Source organism: Pseudomyxococcus flavus, assembly GCF_050038885.1.
In the GTDB taxonomy this organism is placed as follows: domain Bacteria; phylum Myxococcota; class Myxococcia; order Myxococcales; family Myxococcaceae; genus Myxococcus; species Myxococcus flavus.
Genome location: NZ_CP143624.1, coordinates 6,078,476 through 6,102,424 on the forward strand (window position 1 = coordinate 6,078,476; position 23,949 = coordinate 6,102,424).

The following is a 23,949-nucleotide window of genomic DNA, read 5'->3' on the forward strand; positions in this document are numbered from 1 at the left end:
GAGGTCATGCGCGGCGTCAGCGGGGTGTGGCAGGTCCCTGAACGATGAGCACGAGCGGGTCCTTTGTCCCCTCGATGCACACCTGACGGGCCTGATCGCCCGGATGAAGGAGCTGGCAGTTGGTACGTCCCTCCCGCGCCAGCGTTCGCCTGAAGCGTGCGTGGGTCTGGTTGGTCACCGCCACACACAAGATGGTGTGGGGATACGACTCTTCAGGCGGAGGCGGGGGCACTGCTTGCAGAAGGTAGCCAACGATGACGTCATCCCAGATGAGCCAGGCTTTCTCCGTGCGTGTCAGGACCACCTGCCGGTCCCCATCGTCGAACGAGCTCACTGTGGCTTCCACTCGGCTGTGGAGCGGGGGATGGCTGGGATTGTCGGGGACGTAGTCCCAGGAATCGATTCGCGCGGGGAATCCGGCACCGATGTCGAGAAAACAATCGACCGAGTCATGCAGGACGACGGTGCCTTGAACCGTCGTCCCGGCGGACAGCCGTTCCTTCAGGTCCCTCCATGCCTGGGTTCGGTCCCGAGTCCAGTAGCGTCCGAGGTGAGGACGTAGCTTCTTCCTCCGGGACCAGCGTTCCTTCGCGAAGGCGGCCCAGAACAGCCCACCGACCATGAGCGGGAACGAGACCAGTCCAATGCCGAATCCCGCGGCCGCGCCCGCCAAGGCGCCCAAGATGCCCGCCCGCTCATAGCCGATGGCTGCGCCTACGCCGCTTCCAGTGAAGGCCCCCACCAGGGCCGAGGATATGAAGAGTTGCATGGGGGCTCCCGCGACAGCATGGATTGGGCCAAGGCTCGCTCCAGCGTCGGGCGCCGCGTCATTCGAATGGGAGAGTCATCACCGTGAGCCAGCGTGTCGCGCCGGGCGGCGGCGCGCAGGACAGATTGGCAGGCCGTCTCACGACGCCACGAAGCCACGGCCGCGAACCTTGTCCGGCGTGGTGCCCGTCATCCGCCGGAACATCGCGATGAAAGCGGAGGCGCTGCTGTAGCCCAGGTCGAGCGCGATGGCTTCCACCGAGTGCCCCTGCTCCAGCCTCGCGAGTGCCTTGACCACGCGCAGCCGCTGGCGCCACTCACCGAACGACAGCCCCAGGTGCTGCTGGCAGCGGCGCTCCAGCGTGCGCTCGGTGGTGTGCAGGGCTTGTGCCCAATCCGCCAGGGTGCGCTCGTCCTCCGGGTGCTTCTCCAGTGCCGTGAGCACGGGCCTCAGCAGCGGGTCGTCGGACATGGGCAGGTAGCTGCCGTGGGCGGGGGCCTGCGTCAGCTGGTCGATGAGGACGCGGAACAGCCGGCGCTCGGCGCTCGTGCGCGGCTGGGCCACCTCATGGGTGCGCAGGTGCTCCAGCAGCGACTTCATCAGCGGGCTCACCGCCAGGGCGCACGTGGACCTGGGCAAGCCCCGGCACCACTCGGGCGCGAGGTACAGCGAGCAGTGGCTCGCCTCGAAGCGGTTCATGCCCCGATGCTCCACGTCGGGCGGCAGCCAGATGCCGTACTGCGGCGGCGCCAGGTAATGACTGCCGGCCAGCTTGAGCTCCATCACCCCGCTGAACGCATAGACGAACTCGCCCCAGGGGTGGCGATGTTGGGGATACGTCGCCGCGGCAGGCAGGCTCGCCGTCCGGAAATACACGGGGTGTGGAAGCTTTGTGGTGAAAGGAACCTGGAGCTCCTTCGCCATGGCGTCTTCTCGGGATGGGTTGTCGGAATCTCGCTATATCAAGCAGGCCCGCCAGCCGCAGGATGGCCGTATGAGCTCTCACCGGAAACCCGCGGATGGCTTCGCGCTCGCGACCATGGTCGTGCTGTGCGGCATCTGGGGCATGCAGCAGGTGGCCGTCAAACTGGCCGCTCCTCACATCCCCTCCATGATGCAGATGGCGGTCCGCTCAGGAATCGGCGCCCTGCTCGTGGGGCTGATGTGCTGGCTGCGCGGCGAGCGGGGGCTTTTGCGCCATGGCCCCTGGCGGCCTGGCCTTCTCGTGGGCGTGCTCTTCGCCCTGGAGTTCCTCTTCGTCGGGGAGGGGCTGCGCCACACGCACGCCTCGCACATCGGCGTCTTCCTCTACACCGCTCCCGTCTTCGCCGCCCTGGGCCTGCACTGGCTGGTACCTTCCGAGCGGCTGCGGCGCACGCAGTGGCTGGGCATCGCCGTGGCGTTCGCGGGCATCGCGCTGGCCTTTGGGGGCGGCTGGCTCCAAGGCGGCATCAGCCCGGGAGTCCTCTGGGGTGACGCGCTGGGGCTGCTGGGCGGCCTGGCCTGGGGCGCCACCACCGTGGCCATCCGCGTCTCGTCGCTGTCGGACGCTCCGCCCACCCAGACGCTCCTTTACCAGTTGGTGGCCGGCGCCGCGCTCCTCCTGCCGGTGGCCCTGCTCACCGGACAGGCCGGCCCGATATCGATGGCCCCCATTGCGTGGGCAAGCTTGCTCTTCCAGGGCGTCATCGTCTGCTTCGCCAGCTATCTCGCCTGGTTCTGGCTCCTTCGCCGCTATCTCGCCTCCAACCTGTCCGTCTTCTCCTTCATGACGCCCCTGTTCGGTGTCACCGCGGGCGTCGTCGTGCTGCACGAGCAGACGGACCTCTTCTTCGCCGTGGGCGCGGTGCTGGTGCTCACCGGCATTCTCATCGTCAGCGGCTCGGGCCTGCTGCGCGCCCAGCCGCGACTGAAGTCGGGGACGACCTGAGTCCTCACTTGCCGGCCTGGGGCCGAGGGCCGCCCTTGCGACGCTGGCGTGACGTCTTGGCGGCCGCCGCGGGTCTGCCCGCGGCTTTCTTTCCACGCGTCGCCGCGGCCTTCTTGGGACGAGGGGCGGGGCGCTTCTCCTCCTTCTCCTCCTTCTCCTCCGTGGCAGCGCCATTGCCACGTCGGACGCGTGCCACCGCGTCGTTCACGGACCGGGCCACTCGCGCGAGCTGGGGGGCGGCCCCGATGGTCCGGGTGAGCCCCTGGACCTTGTGGGAAACGGAGGTCAACGCGCGGCGCTCCCGGTCCGAAACGGGGAGCAGCGCCGCTCCCGCGACGCCCGCGGCCAGCGTCGTCAAGCCGATGGCCACCGCGTGTTCACCCAGCTGGTCGGCGGCCCAGGTGCGTGCCTTGCCTGCTCGCTCACGGACGTTGTCTCCAGCAGGGATGCGGTCGCGCAGATGCTCCAGGGTTTCTCGCCCTCGGGCACCGACCTTCTGCATGGCCTCGCGTGTGTGCTCGGCGACCTTCTGGGGACCTGTCTTCTCTTCGGCCCGGGCCTTCCGGCGCTTCCATGCCGCGGTGAGCCTGCCCAGCCCTTTTCCTCCGGATTTCTTCGTCTGTGCCTTGGCCATCGCGCTCTCCCTCGTTCCGTCCTCGTTGGGGTCCGACGTTCCTCGTGTCGAGGAAGGTATGGATTCGAGAACCCGGCGCAAAGCACTGCTACGGGTGAGGACGGCCGGCAAGACGAAGGTGCGCTGTGCGCCGAGCGCGGCGCCCGCCCACAGGCCGCCGTCCGTGGCCAGCGCGACCTTCGCGCTGCCAGCCGGACCCCGCGCCTTCGCTGCACCTGCCTTGACCAGGGTCACAGCCGCGTTGAGTGCCAGCCTGGTCCCGCCGTGCTTGAAGCGTTGGAAGGCCTCCCGGTTCTCGAAGAGGACGACCTCCGTAGAGGTTTGTCCGCCCAGTTGTGCCCCCACGGTCAGTTGTACCAGGGCCGCGTATCCGACCAGCCGCTCGTGCTCGAAGACCTCGCCCATCCCCCAGGTGCCTCCGAGCGCGAGGCCTGCCTGACCCAGCGAGGGGAAGACGGCATAGGCGTAGGCCCGAGCCCTCGCCCGGGCCAGCTCGGGCGAGCGGACCTCCAGCCGGTGCAGTGCCGCCCGTGCGTCACCGTGGAGTTTGTGGTGGACCTCCAGTTCCTTGCGCGCGAGTTTCAGCACACGCCTGCCTTGCCTCGCCAATTGGGCGCGCATCGGCGGGTCACTCCTGACGGGCACTGGCCTGCGCCTTGAGGAGCCGGGTGAGCAGCACGGCGGCCGTCGTCAGCCCCGTGGTGAGGGCGGTCGGGTGCTGCGTCGCCTCGAGCCACTGTCCCGGCGCATGGTCCTCCTCCCCGCGGAAGCGCTCCGCCGTGGCGCCGTTCCCGCGCTGGGGTGCTTCCGACGAGCGTGGAATGAACGTGAACTTCTGTCCGCCCAGTGAGGCCTCGAGCAGCATGCCGCCACGCGAGTAGGCGTGGGCAACGCACTTCGCATAGTTGATGGTTCCGGAGGCCGCCGCCTTCACGAGCACGGCGGAGGCATTGGCGGCGAAGGCCACCTTCCCTCCCTTGAATGCTTCAATGGACTCGTGGTCGTTGAAGAAGATGAGCTCGCTGAAGGTCTGCCCGCCCACCTGGACGCCGATGGTCAGTTGGCTCAGGGTGGCGAAGCCAATGGGCTTGCCCTTCTCGAAGACCTCGCCGTGGCCATACGCGCCGCCGAGGACCAGCGATGCCCTGCCCAGCGAGGGGAAGACGGCATAGCCGCGGGCCTGCTGGAGCTGTTTCTCCAGCGCCGGGTTCTTGCGCACCAGTCGGTCCACCGTTGCCACGACCTCTTCGTGAAGCGTTCTCTCCTGATCTGGCTTCATGTTCGCCTCCTGTTGAAACATCGTGGCGATGGTCGTGGCGGCATGGCACCCATGCGACGTGCGTGCGGACGGCCGCGCCATGCGCGGTCCGGTTGCACGGATGTGGCGCGAAGGTGCCTACCTTCGATGGCAGGAGGACGCACATCATGGCCTCGACGAAGACAACCGGGAGACGGCGCTCCAGCGGCCCGGCGCGGCGCATATCGCCCAGGATGGAGGCTGCGCAGAAGCAGTTCGAACAGGTCACGGGATACGCCCGGGGCCGGGTGATGGAGCGCCTGGATTTCCAACGGGGCTTGCTCGTGTCGGTGCTGGAGGACATGGCGGAGGGGCTGGGCAGCGCCACCCGGCGGGCACCGAGCCCCGCCTCGCAACGCATGCTGGAGACCGGAGAGCGCATGTTCCGCGGCGCCTCCTCGCGGTTGGACGAGCAATCCGTCGAAGCACTGCTGGACCGCACGGGACAGTTCGTGCGGCAGCGTCCGGGATGGTTGCTCACGGGGCTGCTGGGGGCAGGCATGCTCGCGGGTCGGTTGTTTCGCGCCAGCGGTGCTGGTGCTGGGGAAGGGGGGACCGAGTGATGCGACGCGGTGCGAACAAGACGGCGGCCCACGAGGGCCGGAACGGCGATGCCCCAGCGCTGAAGCAAGGTGGCCTGACGCCGTTGCGGACGGTCCGGGACAAGGGCCGAGCGGTTGCCGGGAGTCTCCGGGAGAAGTTCCCCTCGCGAGACGATGCGCGCTCTCGCGCGGTGGGCGCCCAGTCATGGGCTGGGCAGGCGATGCGCCAACATCCCGTGGGAGCGGGACTCGGCGTCCTGGCCCTGGGTTTCCTGTCGGCTTCTCTGTTGCCGGCTTCAGGGGTAGAGCGTCGCGCCTTTACGCGCGCGGCGGGGAAGGCTCGCGACATCGCCGACCGCCTGGATGCCTCGGGGCGGCTCGAGGAAGTCCTGGCAACCGTACGTCAGGTGGCGGCGGACGCGGCAGCCGAGCAGCTGGCCTCGTTGAGACCCAAGGCCCAGGAAGGGGCTATTCGGCGCAAGCTGGAGCGGGTGGACCGGAAGGGTGGGTGACCGCAGGGAGGGGGCGTGGTGTGCCCCGCCCTCTTCTCCCGTGGTGGCTCAACGTGACCTTCGCCCGGAGCGCTTCCGCGGGGGCTGAGGCCTGTCGGGCGGTGGACGCGCCGAAGCCTCTGGAAGCCGTGTCCCCACATGCATGGCTGCCTCGAAGGCGCCGTAATGTCCTGGGGTGAGGGGGGCCGGTATTCCAGTCCGGTACGACGTGTGGGTGCTCTCGACACCAGGAGACGACCAGGGGCGGACACGAACCCCCTGGAGCTCGTGCACGACGAGCGAGTCCCCTCGCGCCCGTGCGGCAATGGCCACGTCATCGTTCGCCTCGGAGTCCTGCTCGCTCGTGGGAGCGCGCTGCTTGCGCCGCCCGGAGGCGCTGCCTGACGTGCACTGAGAACGCGGGTGGCGTGATGGCGGTCGTCGACGAGTCGGCATGAGGGCTCCCTGGGGCATGCGCCAACAGCCCTCACTCAATCTGGAGACGCGCTTCCTGCACGGCCGGGCATGGCCGACGGACGTGGGGTCCCTGGTCGCCTGAGAGAGAGGCCTTGCGGCCTGCCGATAGCGCCGCGCGAGGGACTGAGGCCAGTGGGCCGAGGCCCTCCATCCCCACGGGTGCCGGGCCAGCTGTCAGCTCCTCACTCTTGACCGAGGAAGGAGGTCGAACGTGAAGATGGGATGGCGGTCACACGGGGCGAAGTCAGCCAAGACGGCGGAGCATGACAAGCCGGAGGAAAGGGCTGCGCGGCCGGACGGCGGAGCCACGCGCGAGGAAACCCGGCATGCGCTCGCGCAGGCGGGAGTCGACGAGGGGCCCATCGAAATCGTGCCCGACGTGCTGCTCGACGTCCCGACGGTGAAGGTGGATGAGATTTCGCTCGACGTGGAAAACCTGCATGCGCGTGTCTCACTGCATGCCGAGCTGGCCAACCTCGTGCGCCTCGATGTGGGCGCGGACGTGGGAATCGAGAAGGTCGCGCTGACCATCAAAGGCGTGGAGGCCCAGGCACTGCTCAAGGTCCGGCTCCAGCGTGTCTATGAAATCCTGGACCGGGCGCTCCAGACACTGGACAGCAACCCCGAACTGCTCGCCAGCCTGCTCCGTCCGGTGGGGCATGCGATTGGTGAGGTGGGAGAGGCTGCCCACGATACCCTGAAGCCTGGCGGCGCAGTGTCCGAGACGCTCCAGGACGTGGGCGGAGCGGCGAAGGGGGCTCTGGAACCTGGCGGGACGGTGAGCGGCGTTGCCAACCAGGCGCTCGGGCCCGGTGGTCCCGTGCGAGAGGCCGTGAAGGGCACGCTCGGGCCCGAAGGCGTGGCGAAGGACGCGAGCCAGGCGGTCAGTCAGTCGATGCAAGCGGTTGGTTCAAAACGCTCGAAGCGCACCTCTCAGCGCGATGGCGGAGGGAGGCGCGAGCGGGCGCAATCGCAGCCTCAGCCGACGCCATCCCCGGAGCACGCTTCCCGCGCGCAGCGCTTCCGACGCAAGCCATCCGATGCTGGCTCGAAGCGTCGTGCGGCGGGGAAACCTCGTCGCCGTCAGAAGCGCTGAGCTTCGCGGCGCCCGGGCAGCAGCGCGTTCAAAGCGCGCATCGATGCGTCATTCCCGTGAAAGGACACTCGGGGGATACGCAAGGTGTGGCTCGTCACACTATCCGCGAAGTGGTGGGTCATGTATTCAGCGGCGCCATGGCCTCTCGACGCGTCTTCGGCGCCGCTCCGTTCAACGTCCCTGGCGAGTTCATCGGAATCGATTTCACCCCGGACTCGCGGCGACTGTGGGCCACGGCCTCCGTTGGGGGAGACAGCCTGCTGGTGGCTTTCGATGTGGAGAGCGGCAAGGTTGTCGAACAGCGCGAGCTCGAGGGCCATGTGCGGGTGGTTCACGCGCTCCAGGGGGATGATGTCCTCGTGGGAGGGTGGGGGCTCATCCGCCGTATCTCCGCGAAGGGCAAAGCCGTCTGGACGCTGAAGGGAGAGCAGCACCTTCACCTGTCCAGGGTGAGCGCGGACCGGTCGATGTTCGTCACGGTCGAGAAGGGCGAGGCCCGCGTCCGTGAGGTGAAGCGTAATACCGTCCTGCATACCCTCCAGGAGAAGGAGGGCGACCTCCATGCCGTCGCCTTCAGCGAGGACGGCGCGTTGCTGGCAACCGGGTCGTCGAAGGGGATGGTCCGGGTCTTCGATGTGCAAACAGGCCGGGAACGGGCCAGGCGGAAGAGCACGCGCGTCCTGGCACTGGCCTTCTCCCCATCGGGCGAGCAGCTCCTCGTCGGTCATGGCACGGGAAAGGTGGAGCTCTGGGAGGCGCCGAGCCTGAAGCCAGTGAACCGCGCTGTGGGCTCCCATTCGTTCGAGATGGGCGGCGATGCGGGATGTCGCTGGGTGGGGTTCTCCGCCAGCGGCACGCGCGCGTTCTCGCTGGGCAACGAGGGCAAGCTTCGCTCGTGGAATGTCCCCCGGGGTGGCGAGGGGCTGGTCATCGACGTGCCCAACCGGCACATGCAGGGGGCTGTCACGGTGCGCTCTCCGGACGGCCGGTGGCTCGCCTCGGGTTCCACGTCGGGCGCGCTGAGTGTGTGGTCGGCCGAGGATGGGGCTCCACGTGCTGGTGATGCCGCGCCGTCGCCCATCCAGGGGTTGGCCCTCACGCCGAACGCCGTTGTCGCCGCTGCGGCGTTTGCGTATGTCTTGTGGGACCTCGAATCCGGAGCGCGGACGGCGACGGAAGCCAGGTTCCCGCCCGCGGATGTGAAGGGCCTGTCGTCGGGCGAGCTGGTCCGGCTCGACCATGATTCCATCTTCATCGAGCGCTTGCTCGGCGCGAGCACGTCCCAGGCGTTCGAGTTGTCCAGCTACGCCTCCGGTCCGCTCGCCCTCTCCCGGGATGAGGCGCTCCTCGCCGCGCCCGCGCAGGAGCACGCGCAGGTCTGGGACCTGAAGCGCGCACGGCTGCGTGCGAACCTGCTGCACGAGAATCGGGTCCGAGGTTGCGCCTTCGGGCCGAAGGACGCCTGGCTGGCCACCGCGGATGAGGCGCTGCACCTGTGGCGGCTGGGGAAGGCGCCCGAGTTGATTCGCGACATCGCCCTGGGCGACCTCACGAGCGTGCAAGGCCTGGCGGTCTCCCCTCGTGGCTGGGTGGCCGTGAGCGTGGCGGACAGCGACCGCGACGATGCGGAGAGCGCACTGCTGCTCGTCGACCCGCGCAGCGGCGAGACGGTGAGCCGGCTCCAGCGCCATGACGCGGTCCTGGGGCAGCTGATCTTCGCGGGCGACGCACGCGTCGCGGTCGCCGATTCCTTGGGGCGGCTGCTCCTCGTGGACGTCTCTGACCCGGCGCGGGCGCGCTGGCTCGAACCCGATGACGAGGAGGCCACGCCCACGGCGGTGGTGAAGGAGGACCGGCCCATCGCGAGGCTCGGTGACCGCGTGGCCTACGTGGGGCCGGACGGCAGCGTGGTGGTGGAGACGCTGAAGGCGGTGGAGGCTGGGAATGGCGCACCGTTCCTCCTGGACGCCGAATCCAGCCTCTCCGGGGGTAAGGGAAAGAAGGCGAAGAACGCCGCGACGGGCAAGCCCGCTGGTTTGTTCGAAGCGCGCCTCGCCGGCGCCCGCTTCCTCTTCGGAGGTCGCTTCAAGGAGGCAACGCCGAGGTTCCGTGAGCAGTTGGTGAAGGAGCTCGGTGGGACGGTGGCGGCCAGGCCCGATGCGGCGGTGACGCACCTGGTCCTGGGTGGTGGGGGCGGGGCGTCCGTCGTGTCGGGGTTGAAGGCGAAGGGGGCGACGTTCGCGCAGCTCTCCGAGCGCCAATTCATGGAGCTGTTGTTGCCCACCACGGCGGAAGCGACTGCGATGCTCCGGAACGAGGTGAAGGACAGCGAGGCGCGCTGGAACTCCTGGCGCAAGCGCTACATGGATGTCCATGGGGAGTCGTTCCCCGTGCCTCTGCAAGGCATTGACCTGGAGGGGCTCGACCTGAGCGGGTATCAGTTGCTGGTGCTGGACTTCACCGAGGCTCGCCTCCGTGGGGTGGACCTCTCGGAGGGGGACGTGTTCGACACCATCTTCCGCCACGCGGACCTGCGGGAGGCCAACTTCGCGCGAGCCTCGTGCTTCCGGACCGTCTTCAGCCGAGCAGACCTGCGCGGAGCCTCCTTCCAGGAGGCGAAGCTGTCGGCCGCGAGCTTCGATGGCGCGGACCTCCGCGACGTGGACTTCTCGAAGGCCGAGATGCACTACATCGACCTCCGTGGCGCGGACCTTCGCGGGGCCAGGATGTCCTCGGACGTGAAGGACCTGAAGCACGACGCGAAGACCCGGTGGCCCAAGGGCTTCACGCCGTAGCTCGCAGGTGCCGGCGAGCCCGGCGCCTCACGTCGCCTTCTTCGGCGGAGTCCGGCCTCTCGCTCGCTCGATGCGAAGCAACAGCTCCGGATCACCGGGCCGCGGCGCGATGGTGGCGCCACGAGCCAGGGTGCTGGCGTCGTCGGGAACCCCTTGGATGCGGGCAACCATCAGCAGGCCCATGGCACGCAGGCGAGGGATTGCGCGTCGTCGAAGGCCGCGCCCGCTGGTATCGCGGCACCTCCCACGTCAACCTCCCGGGCGCGCCGGAGGGGCACGCCGTGGTAGAGCTCGAGGACGGCCGCTTGCGCCTGGAGACGGTCTCCGCGGGGCTGCGCGCACGAAGGGCCTCGCATGGGGCCGAGGAGAATTCGATGGATGCAGTCGGTTATCGGCTCCAGCGGGTGCGAGCCTCGGACTCGGACCTGGCACTCATGCGGGAGCTGAATGCCGTCTTCGCGGATGCATTTTCGGACCCGGACTCCTACCTGGGACACGCGCCAGAGGACGACTACCTGCGAAGCGTGCTCGGCCGTGAGGAGACCCTGGTCCTGGTGGCGCGGGTCGATGACCGCGTGGTCGGCGGACTGGTGGCGTACGAGCTGCCCAAGCTGGAGCAGCGCCGCAGCGAGGTCTATGTCTATGACCTGGCCGTCCTGGAGGCGTATCGACGAAAGGGCATCGCGCGGGCGTTGATGGAGCAGCTGCGGACCCTCGCCGCGGCCCGTGGCGCCTCGGTCGTCTTCGTCCAGGCCGACGACGGCGACGCGCCCGCCATCGCGCTCTACGCAAGCCTGGGCGCGCGGAAGGTGGTGAACCACTTCGACATCGACGTGGACGAGTCCCCCTCCGGCGAGGGGGGAGGGGCGTCCTCGGGCCAGAAGCCCACCTGACCCACCGCACCATGGCACGCGCAATCGCCTCGACTGCGCGCGGGGGGGCGTCACACCTGTCGTCCACCTGGGCGCAGGCTCGTCACGAGTGACGCCATGGGCGCTCTGGTCTGCGTCACCTGCGCGGCGATGGCACCGGCGCTCAATCTCAATAGAGATAGTTCAGGCCGGCGATGTCGGATGGGGTGAACTCGCCGTCGGTATCCGGTGGGATGCAGGTGTTCATGATGGACCCACCTGGGCTCGGTGGAGGCATCCCGGGGATGGGAATGAAACCGATGCCACCCGACCCTTCGGGGCCTGGGATGGTGGTGCCGCAGCTGATGCTCGGGTCGAAATGGTCCGTGTGGCGCAGCCCAATCGTGTGGCCAATCGCGTGGGTGATGGCGTGTTCAGCCCGATCCAGGCTGTAGCTGCTCAATCCGGTGCCGACGTAGATGTGTCCATAGGGAAGCCCGTTCGAGGGATAGCCCGCGGAGCTGCCGGCACCAGCCGTGGTCGTCACTGTAATGGTCGCGGTGCAGCCCGTGGTCGGTCCCCGGACGAAGTGAAGCCGGAGTCCCAGTGCATTGTAGTTGGCGAGCGCGAGGTCGAGTCCCTGGCTGAGCCGGTTGTAGGCGTTGAACACGGCAGTGGGATTGACGCAGATTCTCGTCACATTGGGGCCGACGAGGTTGATCGTCCTGTGGAGCTCGTGATGCCCCTCGCCAGGTTTGAGCATCTCCCGGGAGGCATCGAGGGAGACGTGGGCGTCCCCTCCCAAGTAGACGGCACCATCGGCGACCCGGATGTCATCGGCAGGGAGCCCTGCCTCGACCAGATGGGAGACGACCTCATCGGTTTCGGCTGAAGCTCCGCTACCGCAGCCAGCCAGCAACGCGCCACAGCTCACAGCGACGACTGCCGCTCTCTTGGACATGGTGGGTCTCCCTCTCGTATGGGGAAGAGGGAGCCTATCAAGATTGCATTGCCACCAGTCGCGTGCATGCCAGCAATGCTCGATGGTGAGCGGAACGCCTGCTGCTGTGATGTCTGATTACGGCGATGGCGCAGACGTGGCAGTCGTGTTCGTCCCGGCGGGCTGCGTCGCGGGCCCCCAGCGCACCGGCCCCTGGGGGACACCCGCTTCCTGCGGGTCGGGACGGACCGGGTACAGACTGCGGCCCCGTGCGTCGAACCCGAGCGGTTCCTCCGTCACCGTCCCCAGCACCGCGCCGGTGCCCAGGTCCACGAGCCACCCCATGTAGAGCACGAGGTCTTGCACGCGGTCCTGGGCGTACATGCTCGCCATCCCCACCTGGCGTTGCGCGCCGGTGGCGACGTTCCAAAGCCATACGCGCTCGGCGGGATGGCTGTCTGTGGTGTCCGCTCGCGGCACCTTCTCCGACAGGAGGACGTAGGTGGCGCCGGTCTGCCGTACCCTGGCTCCTGGCACGGGGACCTTCACGACGGCGCGCCGCTCCAGGTCCACGATGATGTCCACCGCCTCGCTCTGCGCGTCCGGCATGGCCGACACCCTGCGCAGGTTCCCCTCGCCATCGATGCTGCGCATCCCCGCGCCTGCGCTGTGCACCGACCAGCCCAGCGGCTGGTGGAGGGCCGGGCCATGGAGCTCGAGCGGAAGCGACGCCTCCTCTCCCTGGGCGCCACAGGCGACCAGGAGCTGCCGGCGTGGTGCGTCCACACTGAGCACCAGCCCGCCGCAGCGGGCGGGGACCCACTCCTCGCGCTTGCCGTGGGCATCCTCCGCGACGATGGCGCCGTCTGGCAGCCGGCGGAGCATCCGGTCGCCCACGGATTGGAGGACGTCCTGGCCCTCGAAGAGAGGGCCTGCTTCGAGGTGGCGCATCCGGCGCGTGGGCCTGTCGCCCTTCCACCCGAAATGGGAACTGGACATGACGGGGCCCCTGCACAAGGCGGGCGCGAGGTTGGTCTGGGGCTCGGGCCACGTGAGTTGCCCGTCCTTGTCGGTGTCCTCGGTCACCACGTCGACGACTGCCCATCGGCCTGCGTCGTCCAGGATGACCTGTCCGGCCAGGCCCCCACCGCTGTCCACCATGTGCTCGGTGCCTTGAGCCAGGTCGCGAAGCACCGCCACCGTCTTGCCACCCTCGGGACGCAGGTAGAGCAGCCGTGTGCCATCTCGCGAGAAGCTGGCGCGAAGGGGTGGCTGCGGCGACAGGCTGGCCGCCAGGGGCCCGGGGCTCAGTACCTGTTCCTGGCCAGACAAGGAGTCGAAGAGACGCAGCATCCCCTCGTGCACGAACACGACGTAACGCCCGGAGCGGTCCCAACCGAGTAGCTCGTCGATGGCAAGACCCGCCCCTGGCTCCAGGAAGAGGTAGGGGCGCAGTGCGTCGCCGCCTCGCTCTCCTCCGTGGCCGCTTCCTCCGTGGCGGTCGAACCGCACGGAGATGCGGCCGTCCTGATTGGTGTCCTCGCGCGCCTGGCAGGCCATGAACCAGCGGCCATTGGGTGAAACGACTTGGGCCACGAACGGGTGGGGTGTGCCGTATTCCGCATCCGGAGGGGGCTCGGGGCGGATGAGCGGGCCTTGGGACGCGCAGGCCGTGCCAAGCAAGGACATCAGTGAGAGCACTCGAAGGCGCATCGCGGGAGCCTGCGCGATGTCTGACTTGGAATGCAATCCCGCGGCGTGCGACTGCCGTGGGGCAGGCGCGGTCGTCAGGGAGGCTTCGGGACGCCGGTCGTGGGAAGGGCTTCGTGAAGGCTCCCATCTGAACAGGCAAAGCGAAAGGGCTACCCACGCAGTGCCGTCTTCGGACTGCAGTGTGTAGGACGCTTGCGCCTGTGTCGGCGTACGTCATTGCGGCTCATCAGCCACGGTCTCCAGGCACGGGACTTGCGTATGCCGCTGAGGATGTGTCCCATCAGCCTCGCGATGACGTGGATGCTCGGCGTCCTGGGTCGTGCTGCGCCTGCATCACCGCCAACCCTGTCCGTGATGACGTACAACGTCCTCTACTCCGCTCCAGCCGAAGACGTGGAGAAGTCTCTCGACGTCATCGAGAAGGAAGCGCCCGACATCCTCTGCCTGCGTGAGCTGACGCCGGGTTTCACCAAGGCCTTCCGCAGGCGCCTGGGCAAGCGATACCCCTACATGCGCCTCGTGCCTCGCAAGGGAACGTGGGGCGTGGGCATCGCCAGCCGGTATCGGCTTCAGCACACGGTACACTTTCCCCAGCAGCCTCACCGGATGCCGGCGTTGGAGGCCCGCGTAGGACTGGGCTCGCGAACGCTGAAGGTGGCCTGCGTGCACCTGATGGCGCCGGGAGCGAAGCACCGCAAACAGGATGGCCTGCTGGAGGCCATGGAGAAGAACGCCGTCTTGCGAAAGAAGCAGGCCGAGTCGCTGGTGCGGCGTTACGCCAAGGTACAGGGCCCGCTGCTGTTGCTCGGGGACATGAACGAGGGCCGCTCCGGCGAAGCGATGAAGGTCTTCGCCGCCGCGGGTTTCCAGCATGCCTGTGACGGCCCCGACGCCGCCTGCGGCGCCACCTGGCCGGGAGCCGGCTCGGTCCTCCCCAGCCTCGTCGAGATCGACCATGTCCTGGGCCGGAAGCTCACGCTGTCCGGCGCGAAGGTGCTGCGCGATGGCGGCTCCGACCACGATGCGGTCCGTGCGTCCGTCGAGCTTCCGAGGTGAGTGCGCCCGAGCGGGTGCACCGTGAGGGCAGGTTTCCCTCGCGAGCCTGAGGCCGTGGCCCAACACGGGCACGGTTGGTCCAGGGGCAACCGGGCAGCGGGGCACTGCGGGGGGCCCGCAACGGGGATGGGCGGTGACTAGGTTCCCGGCAAATGACGCGCCCAGCACCCGGGCCCTCCGAGAGGCGCCATGGGCCGGGGGTGTTGGCACAGCGAGCGAACCACCGTTCGCCGCCTGCAGGAGGTCCCCGCATGCCGGCAGTCCATCACAAGACGGTCGATGTGGAGGGCCTTGAAATCTTCTACCGCGAGGCCGGTCCCGAGGATGCGCCGGTGATGTTGCTGCCGCACGGCTACCCGTGCTCGTCGTTCCAGTTTCGCAACCTGCTGCCCGCGCTCGCGGACGCATGGCGGCTCATCGCACCGGATGCACCGGGCTTCGGGTACAGCGCCACGCCGGACCCGAGCCGCTTCAGCTACACGTTCGACGGATACGCGCGCTTCCTGGAGCGGTTCGTGGAGACGCTGGGCCTGACGCGCTACGCGCTCTACCTGCATGACTACGGCTCGCAGTTTGGCTTCCGGCTCGCACTGCGGGCGCCGGAGCGGGTGGCCGCGCTGGTCATCCAGAACGGCGACATCTACGTGGACCAGTTCGGACCGAAGTATCGGATGCTGCAGGAGTACTGGTCGAAGCCGACACCCGAGGGGCGCGCGAAGCTGGTGGCGGCGGTGAGCGAGGAGGGCTTCCGGGACGAGTTCATCGGCGAGATTCCCGAGCACCTCATCGACCGCGTCAGCCCGGACCTGTGGACGTTGTCCTGGTCGCTGGTGCAGCGCTTCGACCGCCGGGAGAACCTGGTCCACCTGCTGGAGGACCAGCGCACGACCCTGGCGTGGATGCCCCGGTACCAGGCGTACCTGCGTGAGCACCAGCCGCCCACGCTGATTCTGTGGGGACCACATGACGGCTACATGCCAGAGGGCGCGGGACGCGCATACCTGCGCGACGTGCCTGACGCGGAGCTGCATGTCCTGGACGCGGGGCACTGGGCCCTGGAGACGCACCTGGAGGAAATCGCATTCCGCATGAGGCGCTTCCTCCAGCGTGTCCACGCCTCTCGCAGCGACGGCGCCGCCTGGCTCACATGAGCGCCGCTGGCGCAACGCCGCCAGGCAGGCACCGCGAGACGCAGGTGCATTCGTAGACTGGGGGTGCGCTGAGGCGTCCGCGAGCGCTACGATGAGCCCATGCAAGCCCCTCGCGTCGTCCTCGTGTCCGGTCCTTCGGGGGCCGGCAAGTCCACCGTTGCGCGGCTGCTCGCGGAGCAGTCACCCGAGGCGCGCACGGTGCATCTGCACACCGATGACTTCTACGCCTATGTCCGCAAGGGTGTCCTGGCGCCATGGCTGCCCGAATCGCACGGGCAGAACACCACGGTGATGCGGGCCCTGGCCGCGAGCGCGGCGGCCTACGCCACGGGGGGCTACGAGGTGATGGTCGACGGCGTCATCGGGCCGTGGTTCTTCGCTCCCTGGCTCGAGGCCGCGAAGGCGCATCACCTGGACCTTCGGCTGGTGATTCTCCTGCCGGGTGAGGAGGAGACGGTGGCGCGAGCCGCGGGGCGCTCCCACACTGGCGCCCTGACCGACGCCAACGTGGTGCGCGGCATCTGGCGCGGCTTTCACGACGTGGCCCTTCCCGATGGCCACGTGCTCGATACCAGCGGGCAGCGCGTCGCGGAGACGGTGGACCTCATCCGTCACGGGCTGACGGGCGGGCGATTCCGACTCGAATCGCCCGCCGCCTGATGGGCTGGCCGGCTACTCCAGCAGTTGCTTCAACCTCGCCAGGTCTGCCGCCACGGCCTCCGCGTCTTGACGAAACGCCTCGGACGACATGCCTTCGCGGCGGCGGAGGGTGAAGACGACTTCGCTGTGCTCGCCATCCGGAATGACGCGGACGGGGTTGTAGACCGTCTCGCCACTGGGAAGCGTGACGTCGTGGTCGAGCACGCCCAGGTCGTTGGCGGGCGCGAACTGGACCGTGACCTGGCCCATGGGGGAGTCGGCCACCCAGCGGCCGTCGACCTCACGGATGGCGCTGCTGAGGCCGTTCGCCCACGCGGGAAGGTTTCTCGGGTCGCGTGCGTAGGTGTACACGTCCGCGCAGGGCCGGTGGATGAAGATGCTCAGGTGCATGGATTCCGTCGTCATGGGGCCAGCATCGCGGATCGGCGCCCGCGGGGCTTGAAGGAATCGGACAGTGTTGGGGACGCGCGCCCGCGTTGGTGACTCCAATCACCAGCCGATGCCGGGAACCAGCAGGCCGGCAGGGGCCGCGGCACCTCGAGAGCGGCGTCCTTCCGAAGTGCTCTCCAGCCTCAGGTTCCCTGACGCGAAGGTGCGCAGAAGGACAGCCCCGAGAAGATCGTAGAGGGCGCCAAGGACGTCACCGACAAGGTCGTCGAGGGTGCCAAGGACCTGGGCAAGAGCATCAACGACGGCGTGTCGAGCATCTTCAGGTTCTGAGCCCGGCGGTGACGTACCTGTACAACAAGAAGACGAACGCCTGGACGTCGCAGACGGGCACGGTGGCCAGCGGGACGGCTGCGTCACGCTACGTCGTGCTTCCCGGGGCAAGCGTACAACCACCAGTCGCTCTGAGACTGGATGGTGGCGCAGCAGCGGGCGTCTCCGTAGGCCGCGCGTCTCGCCACCCCGCTTCAGGGCTTGGCGAGGCGCTGAAGGACACGGCGGCTCCCCGTGTCCTGGGGCGGGTGGCGGGTTCGATTCCCGCCGCCTCTACATTCTGTAGCCCAGTAATCTCAAGGGGTTGCTGAGCATGTGCCCGCAGTGTGCCCCTCCGGCATCTCCAGTCGGGAGGGTCGCGGTCGATTTCATGCAACGGTGTCGCCCGGCCTGTCTCTTCCCGTCAGGAGGGGGGCGTTCATGTCCCCCATATTTCTTCGGGAGGACGACATGAAGGCGACGACGCGGTACCTGGTGCTTCTCTCCATGCTGGTGGTGGGCTGTGGTGGCTCGAGCGAAGACGATGCGGACGGGGACACCAACTCGTTCCCGGAGACCCTTGAGTGTGGCGACATCAGCTGCAAGCGCGCCACTCAATACTGCGCGACCATCGTCACCGATGTGACGAGCCATCTATGTCTAGATAGGAAGGCGAGCTGCAAGGGTTGCGACTGCGTGAATCTGGACACAGACCTCACCGCCCAGACCGGACGCCAGTGAAGTGGACCCCGTTTTTTGGACCACCCCCATCTTTGCGTTTTGAGCCGACTCCCACGTAGGAGAACGGCCATGAAGCAGAGGAACAAGAAGCGGTTCGACCCGGAGTTCAAGGCGCGCGTAGCGCTGGAGGCGCTGCAGGAGAAGGAGAGCCTGGCGCAGCTGGGGCGCCGGCACGGGGTGCACCCGGTGCTGGTGGGCCAGTGGAAGAAGCAGCTGCTGGAGAAGGCGGCCACGGCCTTCACCACCGAGGCCGCGGGGCGGGACGCCGAGAAGGTGCAGGACGAACTGCTGCGGAAAATCGGCGAGCTGACGGTGGAGCGCGATTTTTTAGCGCGCGGGCTGCAGCGCTCCCGCTGAGCGAGAGGCGAGCGATGGTGCAGCCCGGACTCGACACGCTCTCGGTGCGCAAGCAGTGCGACCTGCTCCAGGTCTCGCGCTCGGGGCTCTACTACCAGCCCATCGAAGTGAACGCCGAGGAGCTCCAGCTCATGCGCCGCATCGACGAGCTGTACCTGGCGCGGCCCTTCTACGGCAGCCGCCGCATGACGGTGGTGCTCCAGCACGAGGGGTACGAGGTGAACCGCAAGCGCGTGCAGCGGCTCATGCGCCTCATGGGCCTGGAGGGGATGGCACCTGGGCCGCATACCAGCCGGCCCCACCCGGAGCATCCCGTCTACCCGTACCTGCTTCGAGGGCTGGCTATCGTGAAGCCGAACCAGGCCTGGGCGGCCGACATCACGTACGTGCCGCTGGCGTACGGGTGGGCGTACCTGGTGGCCATCATGGACTGGTTCAGCCGGGTGGTGCTGGCCTGGCGCGTGTCCAACACGCTCTCGACGGACTTCTGCATCGAGGCTCTCGAAGAGGCCCTGCGCCACCATGGACCTCCCAGCATCTTCAACACCGACCAGGGGGCGCAGTTCACGGACAAGGACTGGCTCGCGGTGCTCAAGGGGCAGCAGGTGCGCATCAGCATGGACGGCAAGGGCCGGTGCGTGGACAACATCTTCGTCGAGCGGCTCTGGCGCAGCCTCAAGTACGAGGAGGTCTATCTCAACGCCTACGCCGACGTGCGCCAGGCCTGGGCGGGCGTGGGCCGCTGGCTGCGCTTCTACAACCTTGAGCGCCCGCACCAGGCGCTCGGGTACCGCACGCCCATGCATGTCTACCGCACCGGCCTCATCGAGCACGCGGCGTGACTCCACAGGCCTCCACAGCTATCCACAGGTTACGAGTCTCCCCCCGCGCCCCCCTCGACACGACCACGACGACGACGTATCAACACACTCTCACCGTCGGCTCAGGCGCAAAGATGGATTGCCCCAAAGTGGTCCAGCCGATGGGGTCCACCTCACAGGACTGCACCGAAACCGCAGACGTCAATGTGTATTTCACATGCGCCTATTACGACGATGTGGACTACATCAAGACCTCCTGCACAGTACGCCCTCGCTGAGCGCATCAGACGGATAGGGGCTCTGAGTCTCCCCCCCGTTTTGGGGCTCTCCCTCAATTGCGGGGGGCAGAGGGCGCGAGGGGAAAGCTCGGCCGATGGCTGCTCCACCGTTCGATCTCCAAGGAGAGGTTTCTCGGGGTGGGGCGTAGGTGACGATGGGGGAGTAGGGCCAGATTCTCCTGCCGGAGGTGTCCTGCTGGCAGCTCGCCGTGCCTTCCTTTCGTCTTCGAGGGGCATCCCGTAAAGTGCGGGAGAGGCACCGAAGCGGGCGGCGCTCACACTTCCCTAGTTCGGATTGAACGTCGATACAGGCAGCTTGGTGGCATCTATCTGCGTAAATCCCTGCTGAAGCGCCTTGACCGGTGGACTTGCCAACTTGTCAGCAGCGGTCAACGGCACGAACTGGCAGCTGCCAGAGGCACATGTAAGCAGGTTGCTCGTCGACGAAATCTTGAATCGGCGACCAGCCTCGGCGGCATTGGTCACATCATCCGCTGGGTTTCCATTGCCATTCCCCAAGAGTCCGTCAACACCCTGCTTCTTGATGAGGGGCGTAATCGCAACGTTCACTTCGAGATGCTTTCCGTGCTGCCCAGTCCTCACGGTGACATCAACATAGGATTTGCGATCGGGCGTCAGGAACAGCCGATAGGAATTTTGATTTGCCGTGGCCTTGAACACCACGAGCGAGCTCACGTCGGAGGAGCCCCTCGCGACGACCAGCCTGTTCGTCTGAATGAAAAGGCGCACCAATGAAGTTCCATATGCTATGGCCACGCCATTGATGCATGACTCGGTTGGCTCCTGGCATAGAAACATCGAGGTTTGAATTTGAAGGCGTCCTGATTTTAGATGTGAAAAGGTTCCGGGAGTCTGCAGGTCGAATCGCGCACCATCGAGGGTCTTGATGTGTGCCGCATGCCCAGACGTTGACACCGCAGCGACGAGCAACGCCAGCAGAAGCGGCAGCGAAGCACTTCGGCGAGAGATGCTCGATCCATACCTCCACCCAGTGCCAAGTGCATGAGGAATGGAAGAGACAATGCTGATGGGGCGCCAGGAGGCACGTCGAGGCATCACTTCATGCGGATCCTGCTCCGTCGACACCATGCTGAATCCTTCCGTATTGATGAGGTGAAACAGGGCGGGTGCTGACAACTTGCACAGGCCGCGCCAACATGCCTCTGGCGGCATCAAGAGTGAGGGCACTTACGGAGTGTGGATGTTGACGTGTCAGCCGCAGAAACTGACGCGTCAACCGGCCTCGCTACACAGCAACACCCGGACTTAAACGGTTGAGCCTCGCCCAGAATCCGCACGCATCTACGTGGGGGCGCGCACTTCGCCGCTGGGCGTAACCCAAGCCGAAGGACCCTGGTAGCGTGAACAACGCACTGACGACGCTTGCCGGTGGGGGCGGGCACTATCCGCGCTTCGGTCGCTACCTGCTCGAAATTGACGTCATCCGAATGAAGGAGAGCGTCAAGGGTGACCTGGCCATCGCGGAGCTGAAGGCTCGCGAGCCCGCGCCTCTCGCGTGTGGAGAGCCTCCGACCTGACCGGGAAACACCGTCGGTTACGTCGAGAGCTCGGCCTCGGCATCAGTGAGGGCACGAAGACGCCGAAGGGGCTGCGCCTGGGGTACGGAGAGCTCGACGTCATCCTTGTTGCGCGCTGGCCGACGGGCGCCGCTGCGCACCCGGAGCAAGATGACCGCTGCACGCTCGATGTCTTTCTCCGTCAGGAGTCCGAAGCCTGCGGGATTCCGCGCCTGATTCTCCGGATGCTCGTCTCGAACGGGCGACGGCCGGGGGGGCCCTGGATGGTGCCACGAGGATGCCTTTGCTCTCGGCGGGGGGCAGGAAGCCAGGCTCCGCGCTGGCACCGCCCCGGGCCGTTGCTGCGGCACGAGGGCGCGGCCCTGGATGGCCCGCAGTGGCCCCTCGCGCCGGGAGAGTGACGGTCCGCGGACACTCCGCTCCGCGAGGTCGTCGCGAAAGCAACCGTCGCCACGCCCCCGCGTTGTCGCCGGGGCAGGCGACTCGTAGCGTCGAGCGCCTCGCCTTTCCCCTCTCGAGGCTCCTCGCCGCGTATGCGAATCCCGCTCCTCGCGCGTCCCCTGCTGGTGGCGTGCGCACCGCTGCTGCTCTCTGGCTGCTTCCACCTCTTCGGAGGCGGAGGCGGCGGAACGACGGACTTCAAGCCGCCCCGCCGCGTGGACCCGCTCGACGTGGCGGTGCCGGAGGGCTACCGCATCGAAGTCGTGGCCACCGGTCTGACGTACCCCACTGGCGTCACCTTCGACGGAGAGGGCACGCCCTACGTCACCGAGTCCGGCTACAGCTACGGCGAGGACTTCGCTCCGGGCCGGCTGCTTCGGGTGGAGAAGGACGGCCGCCTCACCGAGGTGGCGAAGGGCGAGCACCAGCCGTGGACGGGCGTCGTCTGGCACCAGGGCGCGTTCTATGTCGCCCAGGGAGGTGAACAGGGCGGTGGCCGCATCGTCCGCGTCACCCCGGAGGGGCCGATGACGCCGCTCGTCTCCGGTCTGCCCAGCCTCGGGGACCATCACACCAACGGCCCCGCTGTTGGGCCTGACGGCGCGCTCTACTTCGGGGTGGGCACGGCGACGAACTCCGGCGTGGTGGGCCCGGACAACGCGAGCATGGGCTGGCTGAAGCGCAACCCGGACTTCCACGACGTGCCCTGTCGCGACGTCACGCTGGCCGGCGTCAACTACCCCAGCGCCAACCCGCTCGCCGCGCAGTCGGGCCAGGTGCTCACGGGCGCCTTCGTTCCGTTCGGCACGGTGACGGAGCCGGGGCAGGTCATCAAGGGCGCTATGCCGTGCAGCGGAGCGGTGTTCCGGCTCGCCCCCGGGTCCACCACACCGGAGCTGGTGGCCTGGGGGTTCCGCAACCCGTTCGGCCTGGCCTTCGCGCCCAACGGCCGGCTGTACGTCACCGAGAATGGCTACGACGTGCGCGGCAGCCGGCCGCTCTTCGGCGTCGCGGACTGGCTGTGGGAGGTGGAGCCGGGCGGCTGGTATGGCTTCCCGGACTTCGCCGGTGGCAAGCCCGTGGACCAGGAGTGGTTCAAGGTGCCGGGGGGCGAGGTGCCCAAGCGCGTGCTGCAAGCGCCTCCAGGAACGCCGCCCCAGCCGGTGGCCGTCTTCGGCGTGCACTCGTCGTCCAACCGCTTCGACTTCTCGCGCAACCCGGACTTCGGCCACGTGGGCGAGGCCTTCGTCGCGCAGTTCGGAGACCAGGCCCCGGACACGGGCAAAACCATGGCGCCCGTGGGCTTCAAGGTCGTCCGGGTGGACGTGTCCAATGGCGTCATCGAGGACTTCGTCGCCAACAAGGACAAGGGCAGCGGAGGGCCGGCCTCGCGGCTGCGGAAGGCGGGCCTGGAGCGCCCCATCGACGCGCGCTTCGACCCCAGCGGCAGGGCGCTCTACATCGTCGATTTCGGCGTCATGCTGGTGAAGGGCAAGGGCGACTTCCGTCCCTTCCGGCAGACGGGCGTGCTGTGGCGCGTGACGCGCGTGGCCCCGGAGGCGAAGCCATGAGGACCACCATGCTCGCCGTGCTCGCCTTCACCACCCTGGCCTGTGGCCCCGCGCGCCGGGGGCCGCCCTTCGGCGCTCCCCGGCAGTTCACCGAGCAGGAGCAGGAGGGCCGGGTCCTCTTCATGCGCCACTGCAACCAGTGTCACCCCGGCGGCGCGGCCGGGCTGGGGCCGGCCATCAACAACAAGCCCCTGCCGTCGGTGGCCATGCGCACGCAGATACGCCAGGGTGTGGGCGCCATGCCTGCCTTCACCGATGAGATGCTCGACGACGCGCAGGTAGACGCCATCGTCGCGTTCCTCAACGAGCTGCAGGAGGAGAAGGACTGATGCGCTTCAGGGAGTGAGGTTGGGCGCGAGGCTGTTGCGTTCGCGAGGAGTCGTACTACCGCGCGAACTCCCGTGCCCTGGCTCATGCCTTCTTCGGTGACGCGGCCTCAGCGCGCCGGGAGCTGGCGAGCGTCGATTGGGCGGCGCTTCCCCCCCGTCATCCGAGCGATGGAGCGCGCAAGTGAGGCGAGCATCCTCATGCTGTGCGCGGACGTGCCCGCGCAGGGCCTCACGCTCGCGAAGGAGGCCCTTTCCATGATCGACCTTCCCAGTCCGGTCGTGGGTTCGGCTCAGGGGCGCGCCTATTTCGAGGTGTGCGTGAGCATTGGCGAGGTCCTCACCGGCACGGCCGCTCCTGCCTCGCTCCAGGTGCTGGAGCAGCATCATCAGAAGACGCCACTGGCCATGGTCCGGCTGCTGAGCGCCTGGGGGCTCCTGGTTGCGTATACGCGGGCAGGTGACACGGCGCGCGCCGAGGCGATGCGTGAGCTGCTCCAGCGCGAAGCCCCCCCACTGCGCTCCACTCCATCGAATCCCAGCAGGCTGCGAATGAGGGTCTGTGGCGCTTGGTGAAGGACCATGGAATTGAGCCAGATGCTACGAGTCACGCGTTGAGGTGGCCCAAAGGCTGACCTGGATGCGTTGGGGACCAGGCCTCTGTGGCATTCGCCCTGCCTTGTCAGGAGGGGGGAGGGGGCGTGATGCACGCTGCGTTAGGCGCATTGCCCGGTTCCCATGTCCTCCACAAAAA

Annotated in this window: 22 protein-coding genes; 14 read left to right on the top strand and 8 right to left on the bottom strand. The window is 67.8% G+C overall.

The genetic code is table 11. The features are described from left to right. Positions 1-16 precede the first annotated feature (16 nt). On the bottom strand, positions 17-769 hold the full coding sequence (locus tag VZL07_RS25670; protein ID WP_426750309.1) for a hypothetical protein: 753 nt from the start codon (positions 767-769) through the stop codon (positions 17-19). Positions 770-907: 138 nt separating this feature from the next. Next, positions 908-1,693, bottom strand: coding sequence for a helix-turn-helix domain-containing protein (locus tag VZL07_RS25675; protein ID WP_426750310.1), 786 nt, complete (start codon positions 1,691-1,693; stop codon positions 908-910). Positions 1,694-1,763: 70 nt separating this feature from the next. Here VZL07_RS25675 and VZL07_RS25680 point away from each other — a divergent pair, with 70 nt between their 5' ends. After that, positions 1,764-2,699, top strand: coding sequence for a DMT family transporter (locus VZL07_RS25680; RefSeq protein ID WP_426750311.1), 936 nt, complete (start codon positions 1,764-1,766; stop codon positions 2,697-2,699). A gap of 4 nt (positions 2,700-2,703) precedes the next feature. On the opposite strand, the gene VZL07_RS25685 is transcribed toward VZL07_RS25680, so the two are convergent. Both VZL07_RS25685 and VZL07_RS25690 read right to left on the bottom strand, forming a co-directional pair. Next, positions 2,704-3,954, bottom strand: a complete 1,251-nt coding sequence (locus VZL07_RS25685) for a hypothetical protein (RefSeq protein ID WP_426750312.1) — start codon at positions 3,952-3,954, stop codon at positions 2,704-2,706. A 7-nt stretch (positions 3,955-3,961) separates the two neighbouring features. Next, a complete protein-coding gene (locus VZL07_RS25690; protein ID WP_426750313.1) occupies positions 3,962-4,612 on the bottom strand; it encodes a hypothetical protein in 651 nt (216 codons plus the stop codon). Positions 4,613-4,758: 146 nt separating this feature from the next. On the opposite strand from VZL07_RS25690, the gene VZL07_RS25695 reads away from it, so the two are divergent. The 4 genes from VZL07_RS25695 to VZL07_RS25710 all read left to right on the top strand — a co-directional run bounded on the left by VZL07_RS25695 (position 4,759) and on the right by VZL07_RS25710 (position 10,924). Continuing rightward, complete coding sequence (locus VZL07_RS25695) at positions 4,759-5,193, top strand: hypothetical protein (RefSeq protein WP_426750314.1); 435 nt, start codon at positions 4,759-4,761, stop codon at positions 5,191-5,193. 1,164 nt (positions 5,194-6,357) lie between these two features. Continuing rightward, positions 6,358-7,236 carry a hypothetical protein gene (locus tag VZL07_RS25700; RefSeq protein ID WP_426757377.1) on the top strand — a complete coding sequence of 293 codons (879 nt, stop codon included), beginning with the start codon at positions 6,358-6,360 and terminating at the stop codon, positions 7,234-7,236. Between the two features lie 137 nt (positions 7,237-7,373). Next, complete coding sequence (locus tag VZL07_RS25705; protein ID WP_426750315.1) at positions 7,374-10,031, top strand: pentapeptide repeat-containing protein; 2,658 nt, start codon at positions 7,374-7,376, stop codon at positions 10,029-10,031. A 200-nt stretch (positions 10,032-10,231) separates the two neighbouring features. Continuing rightward, positions 10,232-10,924, top strand: coding sequence for a GNAT family N-acetyltransferase (locus VZL07_RS25710; RefSeq protein ID WP_426750316.1), 693 nt, complete (start codon positions 10,232-10,234; stop codon positions 10,922-10,924). 148 nt (positions 10,925-11,072) lie between these two features. Here the strand turns inward: VZL07_RS25710 and VZL07_RS25715 are convergent, their stop codons facing one another. Both VZL07_RS25715 and VZL07_RS25720 read right to left on the bottom strand, forming a co-directional pair. Beyond that, positions 11,073-11,843, bottom strand: coding sequence for a M57 family metalloprotease (locus VZL07_RS25715; RefSeq protein WP_426750318.1), 771 nt, complete (start codon positions 11,841-11,843; stop codon positions 11,073-11,075). Positions 11,844-11,960: 117 nt separating this feature from the next. Beyond that, a complete protein-coding gene (locus VZL07_RS25720) occupies positions 11,961-13,511 on the bottom strand; it encodes a hypothetical protein (protein ID WP_426750320.1) in 1,551 nt (516 codons plus the stop codon). A 282-nt stretch (positions 13,512-13,793) separates the two neighbouring features. Here VZL07_RS25720 and VZL07_RS25725 point away from each other — a divergent pair, with 282 nt between their 5' ends. From VZL07_RS25725 to VZL07_RS25735, 3 genes are all read left to right on the top strand, one after another. Then, positions 13,794-14,591 (top strand): endonuclease/exonuclease/phosphatase family protein, encoded by a 798-nt coding sequence (locus tag VZL07_RS25725; protein ID WP_426750321.1) that lies wholly within the window; start codon positions 13,794-13,796, stop codon positions 14,589-14,591. 251 nt (positions 14,592-14,842) lie between these two features. Next, on the top strand, positions 14,843-15,742 hold the full coding sequence (locus VZL07_RS25730; RefSeq protein WP_426750323.1) for an alpha/beta fold hydrolase: 900 nt from the start codon (positions 14,843-14,845) through the stop codon (positions 15,740-15,742). A 99-nt stretch (positions 15,743-15,841) separates the two neighbouring features. Next, the gene (locus VZL07_RS25735) at positions 15,842-16,402 is read left to right on the top strand and encodes an AAA family ATPase (RefSeq protein WP_426750324.1); all 561 of its coding nucleotides are present in this window, start codon (positions 15,842-15,844) and stop codon (positions 16,400-16,402) included. A gap of 12 nt (positions 16,403-16,414) precedes the next feature. Here the strand turns inward: VZL07_RS25735 and VZL07_RS25740 are convergent, their stop codons facing one another. Next, positions 16,415-16,807 carry an SRPBCC family protein gene (locus tag VZL07_RS25740; protein WP_426750325.1) on the bottom strand — a complete coding sequence of 131 codons (393 nt, stop codon included), beginning with the start codon at positions 16,805-16,807 and terminating at the stop codon, positions 16,415-16,417. Between the two features lie 735 nt (positions 16,808-17,542). Here VZL07_RS25740 and VZL07_RS25745 point away from each other — a divergent pair. Together VZL07_RS25745 and VZL07_RS25750 are read left to right on the top strand one after the other, a co-directional pair. After that, complete coding sequence (locus tag VZL07_RS25745) at positions 17,543-17,842, top strand: hypothetical protein (RefSeq protein ID WP_426750326.1); 300 nt, start codon at positions 17,543-17,545, stop codon at positions 17,840-17,842. 69 nt (positions 17,843-17,911) lie between these two features. Beyond that, a protein-coding gene (locus tag VZL07_RS25750; protein WP_426749735.1) for an IS3 family transposase occupies positions 17,912-19,041 on the top strand; the annotation gives its coding sequence in 2 pieces (ribosomal slippage) (positions 17,912-18,194 and positions 18,194-19,041; 1,131 coding nt in all). Between the two features lie 542 nt (positions 19,042-19,583). Here VZL07_RS25750 and VZL07_RS25755 read toward each other — a convergent pair. Next, positions 19,584-20,408, bottom strand: a complete 825-nt coding sequence (locus tag VZL07_RS25755; RefSeq protein WP_426750327.1) for a VWD domain-containing protein — start codon at positions 20,406-20,408, stop codon at positions 19,584-19,586. A gap of 272 nt (positions 20,409-20,680) precedes the next feature. Here VZL07_RS25755 and VZL07_RS25760 point away from each other — a divergent pair, with 272 nt between their 5' ends. The 4 genes from VZL07_RS25760 (at position 20,681) to VZL07_RS25775 (ending at position 23,771) form a co-directional block, all read left to right on the top strand. Next, entirely contained in the window at positions 20,681-20,857 is a 177-nt protein-coding gene (locus tag VZL07_RS25760) for a hypothetical protein (RefSeq protein ID WP_426750328.1), read from the top strand. A gap of 533 nt (positions 20,858-21,390) precedes the next feature. Then, a complete protein-coding gene (locus tag VZL07_RS25765; RefSeq protein WP_426750330.1) occupies positions 21,391-22,869 on the top strand; it encodes a PQQ-dependent sugar dehydrogenase in 1,479 nt (492 codons plus the stop codon). Continuing rightward, complete coding sequence (locus VZL07_RS25770; protein WP_426750332.1) at positions 22,866-23,198, top strand: c-type cytochrome; 333 nt, start codon at positions 22,866-22,868, stop codon at positions 23,196-23,198. Before VZL07_RS25765 ends, VZL07_RS25770 begins: the two co-directional genes overlap by 4 nt. Positions 23,199-23,366: 168 nt before the next feature. Beyond that, complete coding sequence (locus VZL07_RS25775; protein ID WP_426750333.1) at positions 23,367-23,771, top strand: hypothetical protein; 405 nt, start codon at positions 23,367-23,369, stop codon at positions 23,769-23,771. The last annotated feature ends 178 nt before the right edge of the window (positions 23,772-23,949 follow it).